This is a genomic window from uncultured Caballeronia sp., assembly GCF_964243625.1.
In the GTDB taxonomy this organism is placed as follows: domain Bacteria; phylum Pseudomonadota; class Gammaproteobacteria; order Burkholderiales; family Burkholderiaceae; genus Caballeronia.
In genome coordinates this window covers 1-14,758 of sequence record NZ_CAXTGZ010000103.1, presented here as the reverse complement: position 1 = coordinate 14,758, position 14,758 = coordinate 1, and the positions used below count along the sequence as shown (strand labels likewise).

17 protein-coding genes and 1 pseudogene are annotated in these 14,758 nt (G+C 62.6%); 14 read left to right on the top strand and 4 right to left on the bottom strand.

What is annotated here, in order from left to right:
* Both ACFFAR_RS09690 and rfaE2 read left to right on the top strand, forming a co-directional pair.
* Positions 1-488: pseudogene (locus ACFFAR_RS09690) on the top strand (ferritin-like domain-containing protein); the annotation flags it as partial.
* 137 nt (positions 489-625) lie between these two features.
* Positions 626-1,108: a D-glycero-beta-D-manno-heptose 1-phosphate adenylyltransferase gene (gene rfaE2, locus ACFFAR_RS09685; protein ID WP_174362691.1), complete on the top strand. Its 483-nt coding sequence runs from the start codon at positions 626-628 to the stop codon at positions 1,106-1,108.
* 35 nt (positions 1,109-1,143) lie between these two features.
* Here rfaE2 and ACFFAR_RS09680 read toward each other — a convergent pair whose 3' ends face one another.
* From ACFFAR_RS09680 to ACFFAR_RS09670, 3 genes are read right to left on the bottom strand one after another with little or no spacing between them, the layout of a single operon-like run.
* Entirely contained in the window at positions 1,144-1,383 is a 240-nt protein-coding gene (locus ACFFAR_RS09680; protein WP_062000652.1) for a hypothetical protein, read from the bottom strand.
* A gap of 44 nt (positions 1,384-1,427) precedes the next feature.
* A complete protein-coding gene (locus tag ACFFAR_RS09675; RefSeq protein WP_174362692.1) occupies positions 1,428-2,225 on the bottom strand; it encodes a type III pantothenate kinase in 798 nt (265 codons plus the stop codon).
* Positions 2,222-3,169, bottom strand: coding sequence for a biotin--[acetyl-CoA-carboxylase] ligase (locus ACFFAR_RS09670; protein ID WP_375507816.1), 948 nt, complete (start codon positions 3,167-3,169; stop codon positions 2,222-2,224). The genes ACFFAR_RS09675 and ACFFAR_RS09670 overlap by 4 nt, the downstream gene beginning before the upstream one ends.
* A gap of 183 nt (positions 3,170-3,352) precedes the next feature.
* On the opposite strand from ACFFAR_RS09670, the gene ACFFAR_RS09665 reads away from it, so the two are divergent.
* The 9 genes from ACFFAR_RS09665 to ACFFAR_RS09625 all read left to right on the top strand — a co-directional run bounded on the left by ACFFAR_RS09665 (position 3,353) and on the right by ACFFAR_RS09625 (position 11,391).
* On the top strand, positions 3,353-4,486 hold the full coding sequence (locus ACFFAR_RS09665) for an ABC transporter permease (protein WP_061998305.1): 1,134 nt from the start codon (positions 3,353-3,355) through the stop codon (positions 4,484-4,486).
* Complete coding sequence (locus ACFFAR_RS09660; protein ID WP_062168806.1) at positions 4,486-5,364, top strand: ABC transporter ATP-binding protein; 879 nt, start codon at positions 4,486-4,488, stop codon at positions 5,362-5,364. The genes ACFFAR_RS09665 and ACFFAR_RS09660 overlap by 1 nt, the downstream gene beginning before the upstream one ends.
* 62 nt (positions 5,365-5,426) lie before the next feature.
* Positions 5,427-6,386, top strand: a complete 960-nt coding sequence (locus ACFFAR_RS09655; protein ID WP_062168808.1) for an MlaD family protein — start codon at positions 5,427-5,429, stop codon at positions 6,384-6,386.
* Between the two features lie 75 nt (positions 6,387-6,461).
* On the top strand, positions 6,462-7,121 hold the full coding sequence (locus tag ACFFAR_RS09650; protein WP_061998307.1) for an ABC-type transport auxiliary lipoprotein family protein: 660 nt from the start codon (positions 6,462-6,464) through the stop codon (positions 7,119-7,121).
* 46 nt (positions 7,122-7,167) lie between these two features.
* Positions 7,168-8,334: a VanZ family protein gene (locus ACFFAR_RS09645; RefSeq protein ID WP_174364098.1), complete on the top strand. Its 1,167-nt coding sequence runs from the start codon at positions 7,168-7,170 to the stop codon at positions 8,332-8,334.
* Positions 8,335-8,390: 56 nt separating this feature from the next.
* The gene (locus ACFFAR_RS09640) at positions 8,391-8,723 is read left to right on the top strand and encodes a ferredoxin (RefSeq protein WP_061998308.1); all 333 of its coding nucleotides are present in this window, start codon (positions 8,391-8,393) and stop codon (positions 8,721-8,723) included.
* 10 nt (positions 8,724-8,733) lie between these two features.
* On the top strand, positions 8,734-9,366 hold the full coding sequence (locus ACFFAR_RS09635) for a serine aminopeptidase domain-containing protein (protein WP_174364097.1): 633 nt from the start codon (positions 8,734-8,736) through the stop codon (positions 9,364-9,366).
* 433 nt (positions 9,367-9,799) lie between these two features.
* The gene (locus tag ACFFAR_RS09630) at positions 9,800-11,011 is read left to right on the top strand and encodes a D-alanyl-D-alanine carboxypeptidase family protein (RefSeq protein WP_375507815.1); all 1,212 of its coding nucleotides are present in this window, start codon (positions 9,800-9,802) and stop codon (positions 11,009-11,011) included.
* Between the two features lie 107 nt (positions 11,012-11,118).
* Positions 11,119-11,391, top strand: a complete 273-nt coding sequence (locus ACFFAR_RS09625) for a DUF493 family protein (RefSeq protein ID WP_062000655.1) — start codon at positions 11,119-11,121, stop codon at positions 11,389-11,391.
* Here the strand turns inward: ACFFAR_RS09625 and ACFFAR_RS09620 are convergent.
* The gene (locus ACFFAR_RS09620; RefSeq protein ID WP_174364096.1) at positions 11,388-12,362 is read right to left on the bottom strand and encodes a transcriptional regulator GcvA; all 975 of its coding nucleotides are present in this window, start codon (positions 12,360-12,362) and stop codon (positions 11,388-11,390) included. The two genes, ACFFAR_RS09625 and ACFFAR_RS09620, sit on opposite strands and share 4 nt — an antisense overlap.
* Positions 12,363-12,487: 125 nt before the next feature.
* On the opposite strand from ACFFAR_RS09620, the gene ACFFAR_RS09615 reads away from it, so the two are divergent.
* The 3 genes from ACFFAR_RS09615 to lipA all read left to right on the top strand — a co-directional run bounded on the left by ACFFAR_RS09615 (position 12,488) and on the right by lipA (position 14,669).
* Complete coding sequence (locus ACFFAR_RS09615) at positions 12,488-12,814, top strand: DUF2917 domain-containing protein (RefSeq protein ID WP_061998311.1); 327 nt, start codon at positions 12,488-12,490, stop codon at positions 12,812-12,814.
* Positions 12,815-12,897: 83 nt separating this feature from the next.
* Positions 12,898-13,671 (top strand): lipoyl(octanoyl) transferase LipB, encoded by a 774-nt coding sequence (gene lipB, locus ACFFAR_RS09610; RefSeq protein ID WP_375507814.1) that lies wholly within the window; start codon positions 12,898-12,900, stop codon positions 13,669-13,671.
* Positions 13,668-14,669: a lipoyl synthase gene (lipA, locus tag ACFFAR_RS09605; RefSeq protein WP_062168815.1), complete on the top strand. Its 1,002-nt coding sequence runs from the start codon at positions 13,668-13,670 to the stop codon at positions 14,667-14,669. The genes lipB and lipA overlap by 4 nt, the downstream gene beginning before the upstream one ends.
* Positions 14,670-14,758: the final 89 nt, after the last annotated feature.

Here is a 14,758-nt window from a genome sequence, read left to right as displayed (position 1 = left end):
TCCGCCTGAACCACTGGTACAGGCGTGCGGCCGAATGGCATACCGAGCCGGTCATCAAGCACATCTACGAAACCATTTCCCGCGACGAAGCCCGGCACGGCGGCGCGTATCTGCGCTACATGAAAAAAGCGATGGTGCAGACCGGCGATATCGCGCGTGCGGCTTTTGCAAAGATCGGTGTGCTGATGGCCTCGGCGCGACGCACGGAAAAACCGCTGCATCCGACCAACCTCCACGTGAATCAGGCGCTCTTTCCGCGCGACACCATCCAGTCTCGCCTGCCTGATCCGGAATGGCTCGAACGCTGGCTCGACGACCAGATTCGCTTTGACGATAGCTGGGAGAAGAAGGTCGTCGAACGGATCTTGCATAACTTATCCATCCTGTTCGAGCGTTCGTTCCTGACGGCTCAGGAGCTGAACCGGTATCGCAAGGAAGTGGTGTTGCGGTTGCAGGCGGCCAAGGGCGCGTCGGAACAGCCTGCCTGAGCTTGACTGCTGGTTTGTTCAGTTCTGGAAACAAGGAAACAGCCCGCCGGTCCATGCCCGCGGGCTGTTTTCTTTTTCGAGGCGTCGTCGCGTGCGTGGCACACTACGCACCTTCCTGATTTCTCCTTGTTCCTGCCATGGCCGCTCCTTTCGAACGCAAGATCATGACGCGCGTTGCGCTTGCCGCGTTGCGCCCGCAACTGAGCGCGCCCGTAGTCTTCACGAATGGCGTTTTCGATATCCTGCATCGCGGACATGTGACCTATCTCGCCGATGCCAAAGCGCTGGGCGCAACGTTGATCGTGGGTGTGAACAGCGATGCATCGGTGCGTCTGCTCGGCAAGGGCGATGACCGGCCGATCAATCGTGAGGACGACCGCATGGCGCTCCTGGCTGCGCTGGAAAGCGTCGACTGGGTGGTGAAGTTCGAGGAGTTCACGCCGCTGGAACTGATCGGCGAACTGCATCCGGATGTGCTCGTGAAGGGCGGCGATTACGACATGGACAAGCTTGCCGAATCCGCTCTGGTGCGCAGTTGGGGCGGCAAGGCGCTCGCCATTCCGTTCGAACATGATCGCTCGACAACCGCGCTGCTCAAGAGGGTACGCACGCAGGGGTAGGTGCCTGGTTGCCTGGCAGCGGCCGAGTTAGCGGCTTATTGCGAAAGCGGCGCGGCCTGAACTGCCGCCGCTGGCGCAGGACCGCCGACCACGGCCTGATCCGCCGCTTCTTCCGGGCTGATGGGACGCGTGCGAACGAGTTCAGGGTGAATCTGGCGGTCGAGGTGTTGCGGTTCGCGTCCGCCGGCAGACGGCAACGGTCCGAACACGCCTTGCACGACCACGAACATCAGCAGGTTTGCGAGGAACAACAGGGCGATCAGCCAGCGCAGCATGGAAAGCGCTCCATCAATGAGTTGATCAATCGGGTTCAATTGGTTCATTCGAGTGTTCGGGTCACTGCAGAAGGTGCAGCGTTCTCGCGCGCGATCAACGCGAGTCCGGCGAGCACCAGCGAGTCGTGACGAGTATGCGGCACCTTTAACGCGCCCGCTACTTCACGGGCGGCGCCGCCGCTCAGAATCAGGCGGAAATCGCCGTTCCATTGCGCGCGCAGATCTTGCCACGCACGCTCTATCAAGCCGGCCTGCGCCAGCAAACATCCTGTCGATAAAGCCGCGCGCGTGTCATTTGCAAAAACGCTTGCGGACGACGCGAGCGCGTCGCGGGCTGTATCGGGCTGGAGAGTGGGCAACTGCGCCGTGTGGCTGCCGAGCGATTGCATCATCAACTGCCAGCCGGGCGCAATCAGACCGCCGGTAAAGGTGCCGTCGGCGAGCAGCGCTTCGAGCGTCGTCGCCGTGCCGAAGGTTGCGATCAGCAGGTTTTCGCCGGGATACGCGGCGTGCGCGCCGATCATGCCGCACCAGCGGTCGCTGCCAAGCGATGACGGTTCCGAATAGCTGTTCGTCACGTCCAGTTGTTTCGCCTGAGCGCGCACGAATGTGTACGGCAAGCCCGGCCAGCGTTGCTCGATCTGACGGGCAATGCGCTCGTGCACGGCCGCCCCGGCGACGTTTGATATCCACACGCTTCCCGGTTTCACATCATGCGGCCATTCCAGTGGGTCAGCGTGTTCGAAGGCGCCGTCGCGCAGGCTTTCGCCTGCGGTCGTCAGGATCGACCACTTGATCCGGCTATTGCCGGCATCGATGAGCAAAAACGGCGCTTCACTCACGGACGTTCCTCCGCGAGCCGCAAAGAGACGTCGCCGTTGCTGGCGGTTCTGAGGCCAGTCGCGGTATCGATCTGCAACTGGCCGTTATCGTCGATACCCACCGCCAGACCGCGCGCCACTTCCACGCCTTGCTCCAGCAACACGACCTCGCGCCCCGCATACGCGTGCGCCGCGAGCCATTGCTGGCGAAACGGGCGGAAGCCGTCGGCGCCGAACCGCGCGAGCGTGGCGTCGAGCGCGTTCAGCACGGCGGCGAGGGTATCGGTGAGATTCGCGTCGCTCCAGGCCCTCGACAATGACGCCGGCGTGTTCCCCGGCGTGGGCAGCGCGTTGCGGCGCTGGGCCTCATTGAGTTCCGCCGCCAGTTGCGCCGCGCCGTGCAGGTTGATGCCAATTCCGATCACCACGGCGCTCGCCCGCGGCGTGCTCCACGCGGTTTCGATCAGGATGCCGGCGAGCTTGCCGTCGTCGAGCAATATGTCGTTCGGCCATTTCAAGGCGAGTCTCGCCGATGCCGACAGCGGCAACGTGTTCAGCGCCTCGAGCACGGCGGTGCCGACCGCGAGGCTCAACCCCGCGAGCCCTTCCAGCGGCCGTGGCAACACACATCCGACCGAGAAGGTCAGCGCGTTGCCCGGCTGCGCAATCCACGCGCGCCCGCGCCGTCCACGCCCGGCGGTCTGCAAGTACGCGACGCGCACGAACGGGCCGCCATCAGCGGCCTTCAGCGTGGAACGTGCCGAGAACGAGTCCGGCGCCGACGCCGACGTCCTGTTGCGCGGCTGCGCCTTGAGCTGCGCCATCAGGTCGGCGTTCGTGGAGCCCGTTTCATCGACGATCTCGATTGACCAGTCGCGCACCGGCCGCGCGGCCAGCGACATGAGCCGCTCGCTGTCGATACGCCAGGCGGCATCGAGAGGAAAAGACGAATTGGATGAGTTCATATGCGCATTGTAGCGATGTGCCGGACCCGGGCGTGGCGCCGGAACCCTTCGCGACGGTTGATGCACGGGCCGGAGCGCGGAAAACCCGGCCGAATGGCCAACGCTGTCACCTTTCGCGAGATTCCAGAATAGCTTCGCTACAATGAGTGCTCCCTGAAACCCTACTCCGAGCGTTTTAGAGCCTTGAACTTCGACACTCCGCCAGGCCTCAAGGTCGAGGCCGGCCAGCAGGGCAAGGTTGTCCGGCTTTCCGGCCAGTGGACGGCGCTTGCACTGGCGCGCGATCATGCGACCACCAAGCGCGGTGTGGTGGAACGGCTGCGCGGCGTGGGCCAGGAAGCAATCAAGCACTGGGACCTGCTGCCCGTCGAACGGCTCGATCACGTGGGCGGCCAGGCGCTCTGGCGCGTGTGGGGCAGGAAGCTGCCGGAGCAGGTTTCACTCTCCGACACGCAGAAAGAAATCTTCGAGCGCGTCGCATTGCTCGACGCCAATCGCGACGAGCCCGAGGTGGTGGATCGAATCGACCCCATCACGCGCTTCGGGCTGATCCTGTTCTCGTTCTTCGAGCATTTGTACGGCGGCCTGGCGCTGTTCGGCGGCTTCGTGCTGGACCTGATCGGACTGGTGCGTCGGCCGAAACGGATTCCGTGGACGGAGATATCCGCGAACATATATAGCGCCGGCACGCAGGCGCTCGGCATTACGGCGCTGGTCGCATTTTTGATCGGGATCGTACTGAGCTATTTGTCCGCGCAACAATTGCGCATGTTCGGCGCGAACCAGTACATCGTGAATATTCTCGGGTTGTCGGTGATCCGAGAACTGGGGCCTGTGCTCTCGGCCATCCTGGTCGCCGGGCGTTCAGGGTCCGCGATCACCGCGCAGATCGGCGTGATGCGGGTGACGGAAGAACTCGACGCCATGCAGGTCATGGGCATTCCGCACGGCTTGCGCATCGTGCTGCCGCGCGTGCTGGCGCTTGGTATTGCCATGCCGTTGCTGGTGATGTGGACCAACATGGTCTCGCTGCTCGGCGGCGCGCTGGCCGCGAAGCTGGTGTTGGGTATCGACCTGTCGTTTTTTGCGCGGTCGCTGCCGTCGGTCGTGCCTATCGCGAATTTGTGGATCGGGCTCGGCAAGGGCGTGGTGTTCGGCATGCTGATCGCGCTGGCCGCGTGTCATTTCGGCTTTCGCATCAAGGCGAACTCGCAAAGCTTGGGCGAGGGGACCACGACCTCGGTGGTGTCGTCCATCACCATCGTGATCCTGGCGGACGCCGTCTTCGCGATCCTTTTCCAACGGGTGGGAATCTGATGTCGGCAACGCTCGCCTCGGCCGTTCGCCATAAGCCGACTCCGGTGACGGCGGAGCCTGTCATCGAAGTGGTCGATGTAACCAAGCGCTACGGCAGCACGGTGATTCACGAGCACCTGAACCTCGAAGTGCGGCGCGGCGAGATCCTCGCGCTGCTCGGCGGTTCGGGTTCCGGCAAGACCACGCTCGTGCGGCAGATGCTCGGACTCGAGTCGCCCACGAGCGGCACCATCCGCGTGCTCGGCGAAGAATGGGCGAAGATGAACGAGGAAACCGCGCGGATGCTGCGCACGCGCTCCGGCATGATGTTCCAGCAGGGCGCGCTGTTTTCTTCTCTGTCGGTGTACGACAACATTGCCCAGCCGTTTCGCGAACTCGGCAAGATCCCGGAAGACCTGATCCGCGAGTTCGTCATGCTCAAGCTCGAAATGGTCGGCCTTTCGTGCAAGAACATGAGCAAGATGCCGTCGGCGTTATCGGGCGGGATGGTCAAGCGCGTGGGTATTGCGCGGGCGATCGCGCTCGAACCCGAACTGCTTTTCCTCGATGAACCCACGGCCGGGCTCGACCCGAAGGCATCGGACGAATTTGTCGATTTGATTGCTACGCTGCATCGCGCGTTGGGTTTGACCGTGGTTCTCGTCACGCACGACCTGGACACCATGGTCGCGCTTTCCACGCGCGTGGCGGTGCTCGCCGATCGGCGGGTGCTGGTCGCCGCGCCCGTGGAAGAGGCGGTCGCGGTCGATCACCCGTTTATCCGCGAGTATTTTCTCGGGCGGCGCGGCAGGCGCGCGTTGCAGGCGCTTCCGCCCGAACGCCGCAAAAGGTTGCCGGCGGTCGCGCTCGAAGATGCGCCGTGCGGCCCCACGCTCTAGACGTTCTCATGAGTGGCTTCGTTTTGCGCTCAGGCAGTAAGCAGTAACAAAGGAACCTGTTGATGGAAAACAAATCCCATGCGTTCTTGGCCGGTCTGTTCACTATCGGACTGATGGTCGCTATTGGCGTTGCGGTGTTCTTCTTCAACGTCGACCGCACGGTGCGCGTGCCGTATGACCTGGTCGCGCGGACCAACGTGACGGGCCTCTATACCGACGCCGACGTGCGTTATCGCGGCCTCGGCGTCGGCAAGGTGCAGTCCATCAAGTTCGACCAGGGCCATCCCGGTCAGATCCGGATTCGCATCATGGTCGATAAAACCGCGCCGATCACGCAATCCACGTTCGCCACGCTTGGGTTCCAGGGCGTAACGGGCATTGCGTTCGTGCAACTCGACGACACGGGCAAGGACCCGGCGCCGTTGACGTCATCGTCGACCCAGGTCGCTTCGCTGCCGCTGCATCCCGGCTTGTTCGATCAATTGCAGCAACGTGGCGACATCCTGATCAAAAAGTTTGAACGCATCGCCGACGACGCAGACAGATTCCTGTCCGACGACATGCGCGACCAGGTCATGCAGACAACGAAGAGCCTGCAGGGCGCGGCCGACGGCATCGCCATGTTGAGCAAGCAAGTCGGGCCGGTGGCGGAACAGTTGCCGCGCACGCTGCATCAGCTCGACCGCACGCTCGCTTCCACGAACGCGCTGGCGAACAACCTGAGCCGTGCGGACGGTCCGTTTGTCACGAACCTGAACAAGGCGGGCGACGCGGCGGAACGCGCCGGCCGCGTATTGAACGAAGTGAACGAGTCGTTACAGGAGATGTCGGCGCGAGTCGGTTATGAAACCTTGCCACGCGTGAATTCGCTGGCCGATGACGTGGGCAGTGCGGCGCGTTCCGTTGATCGCGCGGCTGACACGTTCAACCGGAACCCGCGCAGCGTGCTGTTCGGCGCGCCGCAGCCCGAGCCGGGCCCGGGCGAGCCGGGTTTCAAATGGCCGGCGGCGCCGTCGAAATAAATCTGTTCGTCCACTGCCGCAGTGGTTTCAAACGGCAGCAGCCGGACCTTTCGATAAATCAATCAGGAAACTGAGATGCCACACACGATCTTGCAGGCGAAGCGCTTGGTAAAGCGCGCTGTGCGCCCGCTGCCGCGAGCGCGCTCCGGTTTTATTGTTTTTTCCCTCGCTGCAGTGCTTGCCGGTTGCGCTTCGGGACCGCCGGCGGCGGTATCGAATATTCGATACGACCTCGGCGACCCCGCACCGCTCGGCAACACCATGCCCATGCCGCCGGTGAAGGTGCTGGCGGTGAGCGCATCCAAGAACCTGGATACGGATGCGTTTTTATATCGCTTGAAATACGCCGATGCACAGCGCATCGGGCGTTATTCGGACAGTCACTGGACCATGTCGCCCGCCGACCTGCTGACGCAGCGTTTGCGCGTCGCGCTGGCGTCACGTGGTCCCGTGCTGACCGGCTCCGACCCGGTGCGCGCGCCCATGCTGCAGGTCGATCTGACGGACTTCGAACAAGTCTTCGATGCCCCCGAAAAGAGCCACGGCGAAGTATCGGCGCGGGTGACGTTGTCGCAGCACGGGCAGGTGGTCAGCCAGCGCACGTTCATTGCGCGCGCCCCTTCCTATACGCCCGATGCCGCCGGCGGCGCAAGGGCGCTTGCCGCCGCGTCCGACGACCTGATCGCGCAAATGGCCGCCTGGCTTGGCGTGCAGCCACTGGTTGCATCGCAGTGACAGCGAGGGCGAACCACGCAGCGCCGCGCGCTTCAAGGCGGCCTGCATGATCGTCAAGCACTGGCAACGCCGGCCATCGGCGTTGTCGCGGCAAGCGCTCGCCGTTTATACGCTGCTGGTCGTCTATGGATCGCTGTATCCGTTTTCCGGCTGGCGGTCGCTCGGCATCGGCCCGTTCGCCTATCTCACCGATCCGCTGCCGCAATATCTCACCGCGTTCGATGTGATCACGAACGTGCTCGGCTATATGCCGTTCGGCGCGCTGGCCGTGCTGGCGCTCTATCCACGATACCGCGGCGTGCTCGCGGCTGGCGTTGCGTTCATTGGCGGGGCGATGTTGTCGGGCGCCATGGAAGCCGTGCAGACGTATTTGCCGACGCGGGTTTCATCGAATCTGGACCTGGCGGCGAACGCGCTGGGCGCGCTGCTCGGCGCCGCGCTGACCGCGCCGGCCACGAGCATGCTACTCGACCGTGGCGCGCTGCGGCGCCTGCGCTTCATGTGGTTCGAGCGGGACGCGGCGTACATGCTGGGGTTATCGGCGCTTTGGCCTTTCGCCACGATGTACCCCGCACCGTTCCTGTTCGCCGTCGGCAATTTGCCGCGCCTGCTGTGGCAGCAACTCGACCCTGTGATGCAGGAGGCACTGCTTTCATGGATACCGGTAGCGTGGAACGTGACCGCATGGCCGATGCGTCTTGGCGATCGCCTTCCCGATGACACCTGGGAAATGGTCATCACATCACTCAACTTGTTTGCGGCGCTCGTGCTGACCACGTTGCCCATGCGAGCCCGCGCACCGCGCGTGCGTCTTTTACTCGGGCTCGTGATCGCAACGCTGTGCGCGAAAGCCGGCGCGACCTTCCTGCAATCGCGCTCGGGGCTGACCTTCGACTGGGCCACCGACGGCGCCGTGTACGGCATTGCGGCCGGCACGGCGGCGGGGCTGCTGTCCCTGAAATGCTCCCGGCCATGGCGTGCAACGCTCGCCGGCATTGCGTTGATCGTGGCGCTCGTGCTGGTCAATCTGCTGCCGGTGAATCCTTACTTCGATATCGTCGTGGCCGATTGGCGCCAGGGACGTTATCTGCATTTCAACGGTCTCGCGCACTGGCTCGCGTGGGTGTGGCCATATGCCGCACTGGGATGGCTGGCATCCACGGCGGAGCGCGCATTCCTGGCGTGGCGGCGTGGCGGTGGCGTGAAAAGCTGACCCGGGTGACGGTCGTTATAATCGAATCAACCCCCACAAAATCCCCGGCCAAGCTCATGGACCCTTTCTACAAGTATCACGTGTTCTTCTGCCTCAACGAACGCGCGCCCGACGCCCCGCGCCCAAGCTGCGCGAATTGCGGCGCCCAGGCCATGCAGGAGTACGCGAAGAAACGCGTGAAGAAACTCGGCCTCGCGGGCGACGGCAAAGTGCGCATCAACAAGGCGGGCTGCCTCGAACGATGCGAACTCGGGCCCGTGATCGTCGTATATCCGGAAGGCACCTGGTACACCTACGTGGATGAAACGGATATCGATGAAATTGTCGATTCGCATCTGGTGAACGGCAAGATCGTGGAGCGTTTGCTCATCGATCAGCCGGCGGCCTGAGGTTCAGGGAATGAATGCACAGACCGAGAAGTTCCTGATCGATGGCCCCGCAGGCAAGATCGAAGTCGCGCTGGATCGTCCGGCCGACGGCACCCCCTCGCGCGGCATTGCGCTCGTGGCGCACCCGCATCCGCTTTACGGCGGCACCATGGACAACAAGGTCGCGCAGACGCTCGCGCGAACGATGGTCCAGCTTGGTTACATCACGTATCGGTCGAATTTTCGCGGCGTGGGACAAACGGCGGGCGAACACGACAACGGCACGGGCGAGCGCGACGATCTGCTGGCGGTGGTCGCGTATATGCGTGCGCAACCGGGCCAAGCCGATGTTCCGCTCGTGCTTGCCGGGTTCTCGTTCGGCACCTTCGTGCTCTCGCATGTGGCGAAGCAGTTGCGCGAGTCCGGCGAGGCGATCGAGCGCATGGTCATGGTCGGCACGGCAGCGAGCAACTGGCCGGTCGCCGAGGTGCCGGACAACACGCTCGTGATCCACGGCGAAGTCGACGATACCGTTCCGATCACCTCGGTCTACGAATGGGCGCGCCCGCAGGAATTGCCCGTCGTCGTGATCCCGGGCGGCGAGCATTTCTTCCATAGAAAGCTGCATGTGCTGAAGAAGATCATCGTCGACGCTTGGCGTTGAGGCTTACGCAGGAACAACCGCTACTTTCTGCTGGATCAACGCGCGGCGCCAGGGCTTTCAAAGGCTTTGCGCCGCGTTCGTTTTTACACTCGCTTTCAAGAATCCCCGGCAAATCAAGCCACTTCCACGGCAAAAGCAACATTGCGCACGCGTATAATGGCGCAGACTTTTGCCCGGCCGACTATTCGGCCGCCGCTTGGCCGCAGCGCATGCAGCACGCGATTCACCGCTCGATTCAACGGTCGCGTTCAGTCCATGTGCCGCTCGAGTATCGAAGCGCGCGGAGGTCGGTCCGAACGAATCTTCGCGCCCTGCGTCGAAGCACAGCGCTCCGCCGGACTGACCCTCCGCCTGTACAACCCGCGAGTCGCGTCTTTTCTCGGACATCCGGAAAACGCCGACTCGCCGATGCCTTTTCTGCCGATCCGAACCTATGCGCTTTTCCCCTTCCGGCTTGCCCTTCGTTGCTCCCTCTTTCGTTCATCGTGCCGTTGCTGCCGCTATCGTCCTGCCGGCGACGCTCGTCGCGGCGAGCGTTTTCGCCCAGGTTCCGCCACCCGATGTAACGGCCCGCTCGTGGGTTCTCGTCGATGCAACCAGCAACCAGGTGCTCGCGTCCGGCAACCCGGATGAACGCTCGGAACCGGCATCGCTGACCAAGCTGATGACCGCGTATCTCGTTTTCGACGCGCTCAAGTCGAAGAAGATCAACATGGACCAGACCGTCATGCCGAGCGAGGCCGTGCGCCGCGTGGGCACGGACGAGTCGCGCATGTTCATCGAGGCGAACAAGCCGGTGACCGTGCACGATCTCGTGTACGGCATGATCATCCAGTCGGGCAACGACGCAGCCATTGCACTGGCTGAGCTGGTGGGCGGAAGCGAAGGCAATTTCGTCACACTGATGAACGCGGCGGCCAAGCAGATTGGTATGAAAAATACCCATTTTGCCGATGTCAATGGCACGACCGACCCGAATCACTACACCACGGCAGGCGACCTGGCCGTGCTGTCCACGCGCCTGATCCGCGATTTCCCCGAGTACTACGCCATTTTCTCGGTGAAGGATTTCACCTATAACAAGATCAAGCAGCCGAACCGCAACCGCCTGCTGTGGATCGATTCAACGGTGGATGGCCTGAAGACCGGCCACACCAAGGCAGCGGGTTATTGCCTGATCGCGAGCGCGAAGCGTCCGCTGGAAGGCGTGCCTGACGCGAGCCGCCGGCTGGTCGCCGTGATGATGGGCGAGCCGAAAGAGCACAACCGCGTGCAGGACAGCCTGAAGATGCTGAACTACGGCTACACCGCTTATGACGCGGTGCGCCTCTACAAGGCGGGCCAGGTGATCGATTCGCCGCGCGTCTACAAGGGCACGGAAAACGCGCTCAAGGCCGGCGTGGAAACCGATCAGTACATTACCGTTCCGAAGGGCATGGGCGAGAAGGTCAAGCCCACGGTCACGCATAACGACACCATTGTCGCGCCGGTCAAGAAGGGCCAGCAGGTCGGCACCGTCAAGATGATGGCCGACGGCAAGGAAGTCGCCCAATTCCCGCTGGTCGCGCTTCAGGATGTGCCGCAAGCCGGTTTTGTCGGCCGGACGTGGGATTCGCTGCTGATGATGTGGCAGAAGAAGAAATAAGGAAGAAGCAAGCAACATCGGGCAAGTTGGAATCGGCCGATCCGGCTCCATCTATGTCTGCTGTGAGACGCCCGGACAGCCCGGGCGTCCGTTAGATGGAGAACACCATGAGCTCACCCGATATCGACGCCCTGTTCGATTTCCCCTGCGATTTCCCGATCAAGGTGATGGGCGCGACGCATCCGGAATTCCGCGATGCCGTCGTCACCGTGATCCGCGAATTCGACGACCACTTTGACATCGAGCGCATTGAAACGCGTCCGTCGTCGGGCGGTAAATACACCGGTCTGACGCTCACCGTTCGCGCGCAGAGCCGCGCGCATCTGGACGATATCTATCGTGCGCTGACCGGTCACCCAATGGTCAAAGTGGTGCTTTAAGTACCTGCAGCGACGGTGCCCCTGGCGGCCCGGACGTGCGCAGGCCCGTCGCACACGGCCGGCGTGCGCTCGTAAAGCTGCTTGAACTGCATGATTTCGTCCAGCAGCCACGCGCGAAACGTCTGCACGCGCTGCGTCCCGAGCAGTGCGAGCGGACACACGAAGTAGTAATTCCACGGGCTCGGCCCATCAATGTTGAACAGCCTCACAAGCCGTCCCGCCACGATTTCATGCATGGCGAGCGACCGGCGCACGAGCGCGATCCCTTGGCCCTGAATGGCCGCCTGCAGCAAATTCGACGAATCTTCGTAAAGAACGCCGCGCTTGGGTTCGGGCAGATCCACGAGCCCGGCTGCGTCGAACCAGGGGCGCCAGAGTTCATCGTGTGAACGCAGCAAGGGCGCGTCGGCCATATCGGCGGGCGTGCGAGGCAGCTTGCCGCCGCGGAAGTTCGGCGAACAGGCAGGGAAAAACACTTCATCGAGCAGTTCTTCGGAATGCAGCCCCGCGTATTTCCCGGTGCTCGCGAAGCGAATGGCGACATCGACGTCTTCGCGCGTGAAATCGGTCAGTTCGTTTGTCGAGAGCAGTTCGAGATTGATTTCCGGATGCTCTTCGATAAACCCGCCAATTCGCGGCGTCACCCAGCGCGCGGAAAACGACGACAGCATCGATACCACCAGCCGCCGGTCGCGATCCCCTGCACGTACCCGCCGCGTAGCTTCGGCGAGCGTGGCGAGGGTCGTACGGACTTCCGCGGCGTATTGCCGCCCGATATCCGACAGCCGCACGCGCTTGCCATCGCGAACGAAGAGCGTGACGCCGAGATCCGCCTCGAGCGCCCGGATTTGATGGCTCACGGCGCCGTGGGTGACGAAGAGTTCGTCGGCGGCGCGCGAGAAGCTTTCGTGTCGCGCGGCGGCTTCGAAGGCGCGCAACGCATTGAGAGCGGGGAGTTGGCGTAGGTCCACGGTCATCGGCTCGAATGTGTGTATGTGTGAATATATCTCACATACAGACGAAAATTGCTCGTTTTGCTTAAACCCTTGCTGAGTCTATCTTCTACTCATCAACACGATTTTTGGCGGAGGCTGTCATGCGAGAAATATCCACAAGCATCACGTTCGAAATAGCCGATGGCGAAACGGTGCCGATGCGTATTGGCAACAGCGTCAAGTTGTCGGTTCTCGGCGCGCCGGTATGGGCCACGCGCAGCAACGATACCGAAGACTACTGGCTCGTCCCCGGCGATTCCCTGAAGCTGCGCCAGCACGAGCGGCTTTGGCTGAGCACGGAAGCCGGCGGCACGGCGCAAGTCGTTTTCACGCTGGCGCGGCGTCCAGACCAACGTGCGATCGGCTGGCTGGCGCGTGGCTTCGATCGGCTTGCCGAGCGTTTCCGGTCGGGCTGGCGGACGGTTTGAACCAGCTTTCGACGCATCCGGGCGATCATGCGTTGATTCGTCCTCCGGCGAGGGCGGCGGGATTTCGGTAAACTAACGGAATCATGTCCGCCACGCCGGTAACAACTCCCCCCTCCGCTGTCCTTGATCGCGCTCCAGGCGCTTCAACGCCCAAGGTCAACGTTCATTGGCGTGGCGTGCAGCCATACCCAGAAAGCTTCGACGCCATGCGCGCGTTCACGGAAGCCCGCACGGCCGACACAGCCGATGAAATCTGGCTCGTCGAGCATCCGTCGGTTTTCACGCTCGGGCTGGCTGGCGACCCCGCACACCTGCTGCATCCGAATAGCGATATCCCCCTTGTAAAAGTCGATCGCGGCGGCCAGATCACGTATCACGGGCCGGGGCAGGTCGTGGCGTATCTCATGCTCGACCTGCGCCGGCGCAAGCTGATGGTTCGTGAACTCGTGCAGCGGATCGAGCAGGGCGTGATCGAAACTCTTGCATCGTATAATCTCGAAACGGAACGCAAAGCGGGCGCGCCCGGCATCTACGTCAGCGAGACGCCCGCTCAGCATTCTCATGCGGGCGCGAAGATCGCCGCGCTTGGCCTGAAAATCCGCAACGGCTGCAGTTATCACGGCGTGAGCCTCAACGTGAAGATGGACCTGCAGCCGTTCCTTGCGATCAATCCTTGCGGTTACGCGGGACTCGAAACCGTCGATATGGCCACGCTCGGCGTGCTGGCCGACTGGCACGACGTGGCTCAAACGCTGGCTGACAACCTTACTCACCACATCGGCGGACAAAGCGCTCCCGCCGCCCAACCGCAGAACGGCGTGATTCACGCGAGCCGTCTGAATGGACCGACCGAATGACTGACGTAACCGGAAACATCGCAACCCAGGGCACGACGCCCGCCGTTCCTTACGACGCCACCGCCAAGCAAAAGGCGCAGGCGAAAACGGCGCGCATCCCGATCAAGATCATTCCCATCGAAAAGCTGAAGAAGCCGGAATGGATCCGCGTGAAAGCCGCGACGGGCAGTTCACGTTTCACGGAGATCAAGCAGATCCTGCGCGAGCACAACCTGCATACGGTGTGCGAAGAAGCGAGCTGCCCGAACATTGGTGAGTGCTTCGGCAAGGGCACGGCCACGTTCATGATCATGGGCGACAAATGCACGCGCCGCTGCCCGTTCTGCGACGTGGGCCACGGCCGTCCTGATCCGCTCGATGCCGACGAACCGCTGAATCTGGCGAAGACCATCGGTGCGTTGAAGCTGAAGTACGTGGTGATCACGAGCGTGGATCGCGACGATCTGCGCGACGGCGGCGCCGCGCATTTCGTGGAATGTATCCGTCAGGTGCGTGAGCATTCCCCGCTGACGCGCATCGAAATCCTGACGCCGGATTTTCGCGGCCGTCTTGACCGCGCGATCGGCATTTTGACCGCCGCGCCACCGGATGTAATGAACCACAATCTCGAAACGGTGCCGCGTCTCTACAAGGAAGCGCGTCCGGGCTCGGATTACGCGCATTCGCTGAAGTTGCTGAAGGACTTCAAGGCGCTGCATCCGGAAGTGGCGACGAAGTCCGGCCTGATGGTGGGCCTCGGCGAAACGGAAGAGGAAATCCTTCAGGTGATGCGCGACCTGCGTGCACATGACGTGGACATGCTGACCATCGGCCAGTATCTGCAGCCGTCGGAGCATCATCTGCCGGTGCGCTCTTACGTTCACCCCGATACCTTCAAGATGTACGAGGAAGAAGCGTACAAGATGGGCTTCACGCACGCGGCCGTCGGCGCAATGGTGCGATCGAGCTATCACGCGGATCAGCAAGCCCACGATGCTGGACTGGTCGGCGCGGTTTGAGATTGCTGGTTCTGACGCGATGAAAAACCCACGGCGACGTGGGTTTTTTTATGCCAGCGCGCGTCTGTTTGCGCAGAAAACCTCAATGT

Coding starts and splice junctions, on each gene's coding strand:
- ACFFAR_RS09670 (WP_375507816.1), bottom strand. CDS start 3,169: ATGAACTCATCCAATTCGTCTTTTCCTCTCGATGCCGCCTGGCGTATC.
- ACFFAR_RS09680 (WP_062000652.1), bottom strand. CDS start 1,383: ATGCTGCGCTGGCTGATCGCCCTGTTGTTCCTCGCAAACCTGCTGATG.
- ACFFAR_RS09650 (WP_061998307.1), top strand. CDS start 6,462: ATGCCACACACGATCTTGCAGGCGAAGCGCTTGGTAAAGCGCGCTGTG.
- ACFFAR_RS09630 (WP_375507815.1), top strand. CDS start 9,800: ATGCGCTTTTCCCCTTCCGGCTTGCCCTTCGTTGCTCCCTCTTTCGTT.
- lipA (WP_062168815.1), top strand. CDS start 13,668: ATGACTGACGTAACCGGAAACATCGCAACCCAGGGCACGACGCCCGCC.
- ACFFAR_RS09645 (WP_174364098.1), top strand. CDS start 7,168: ATGATCGTCAAGCACTGGCAACGCCGGCCATCGGCGTTGTCGCGGCAA.
- ACFFAR_RS09635 (WP_174364097.1), top strand. CDS start 8,734: ATGAATGCACAGACCGAGAAGTTCCTGATCGATGGCCCCGCAGGCAAG.
- ACFFAR_RS09640 (WP_061998308.1), top strand. CDS start 8,391: ATGGACCCTTTCTACAAGTATCACGTGTTCTTCTGCCTCAACGAACGC.
- rfaE2 (WP_174362691.1), top strand. CDS start 626: ATGGCCGCTCCTTTCGAACGCAAGATCATGACGCGCGTTGCGCTTGCC.
- ACFFAR_RS09625 (WP_062000655.1), top strand. CDS start 11,119: ATGAGCTCACCCGATATCGACGCCCTGTTCGATTTCCCCTGCGATTTC.
- lipB (WP_375507814.1), top strand. CDS start 12,898: ATGTCCGCCACGCCGGTAACAACTCCCCCCTCCGCTGTCCTTGATCGC.
- ACFFAR_RS09655 (WP_062168808.1), top strand. CDS start 5,427: ATGGAAAACAAATCCCATGCGTTCTTGGCCGGTCTGTTCACTATCGGA.
- ACFFAR_RS09660 (WP_062168806.1), top strand. CDS start 4,486: ATGTCGGCAACGCTCGCCTCGGCCGTTCGCCATAAGCCGACTCCGGTG.
- ACFFAR_RS09615 (WP_061998311.1), top strand. CDS start 12,488: ATGCGAGAAATATCCACAAGCATCACGTTCGAAATAGCCGATGGCGAA.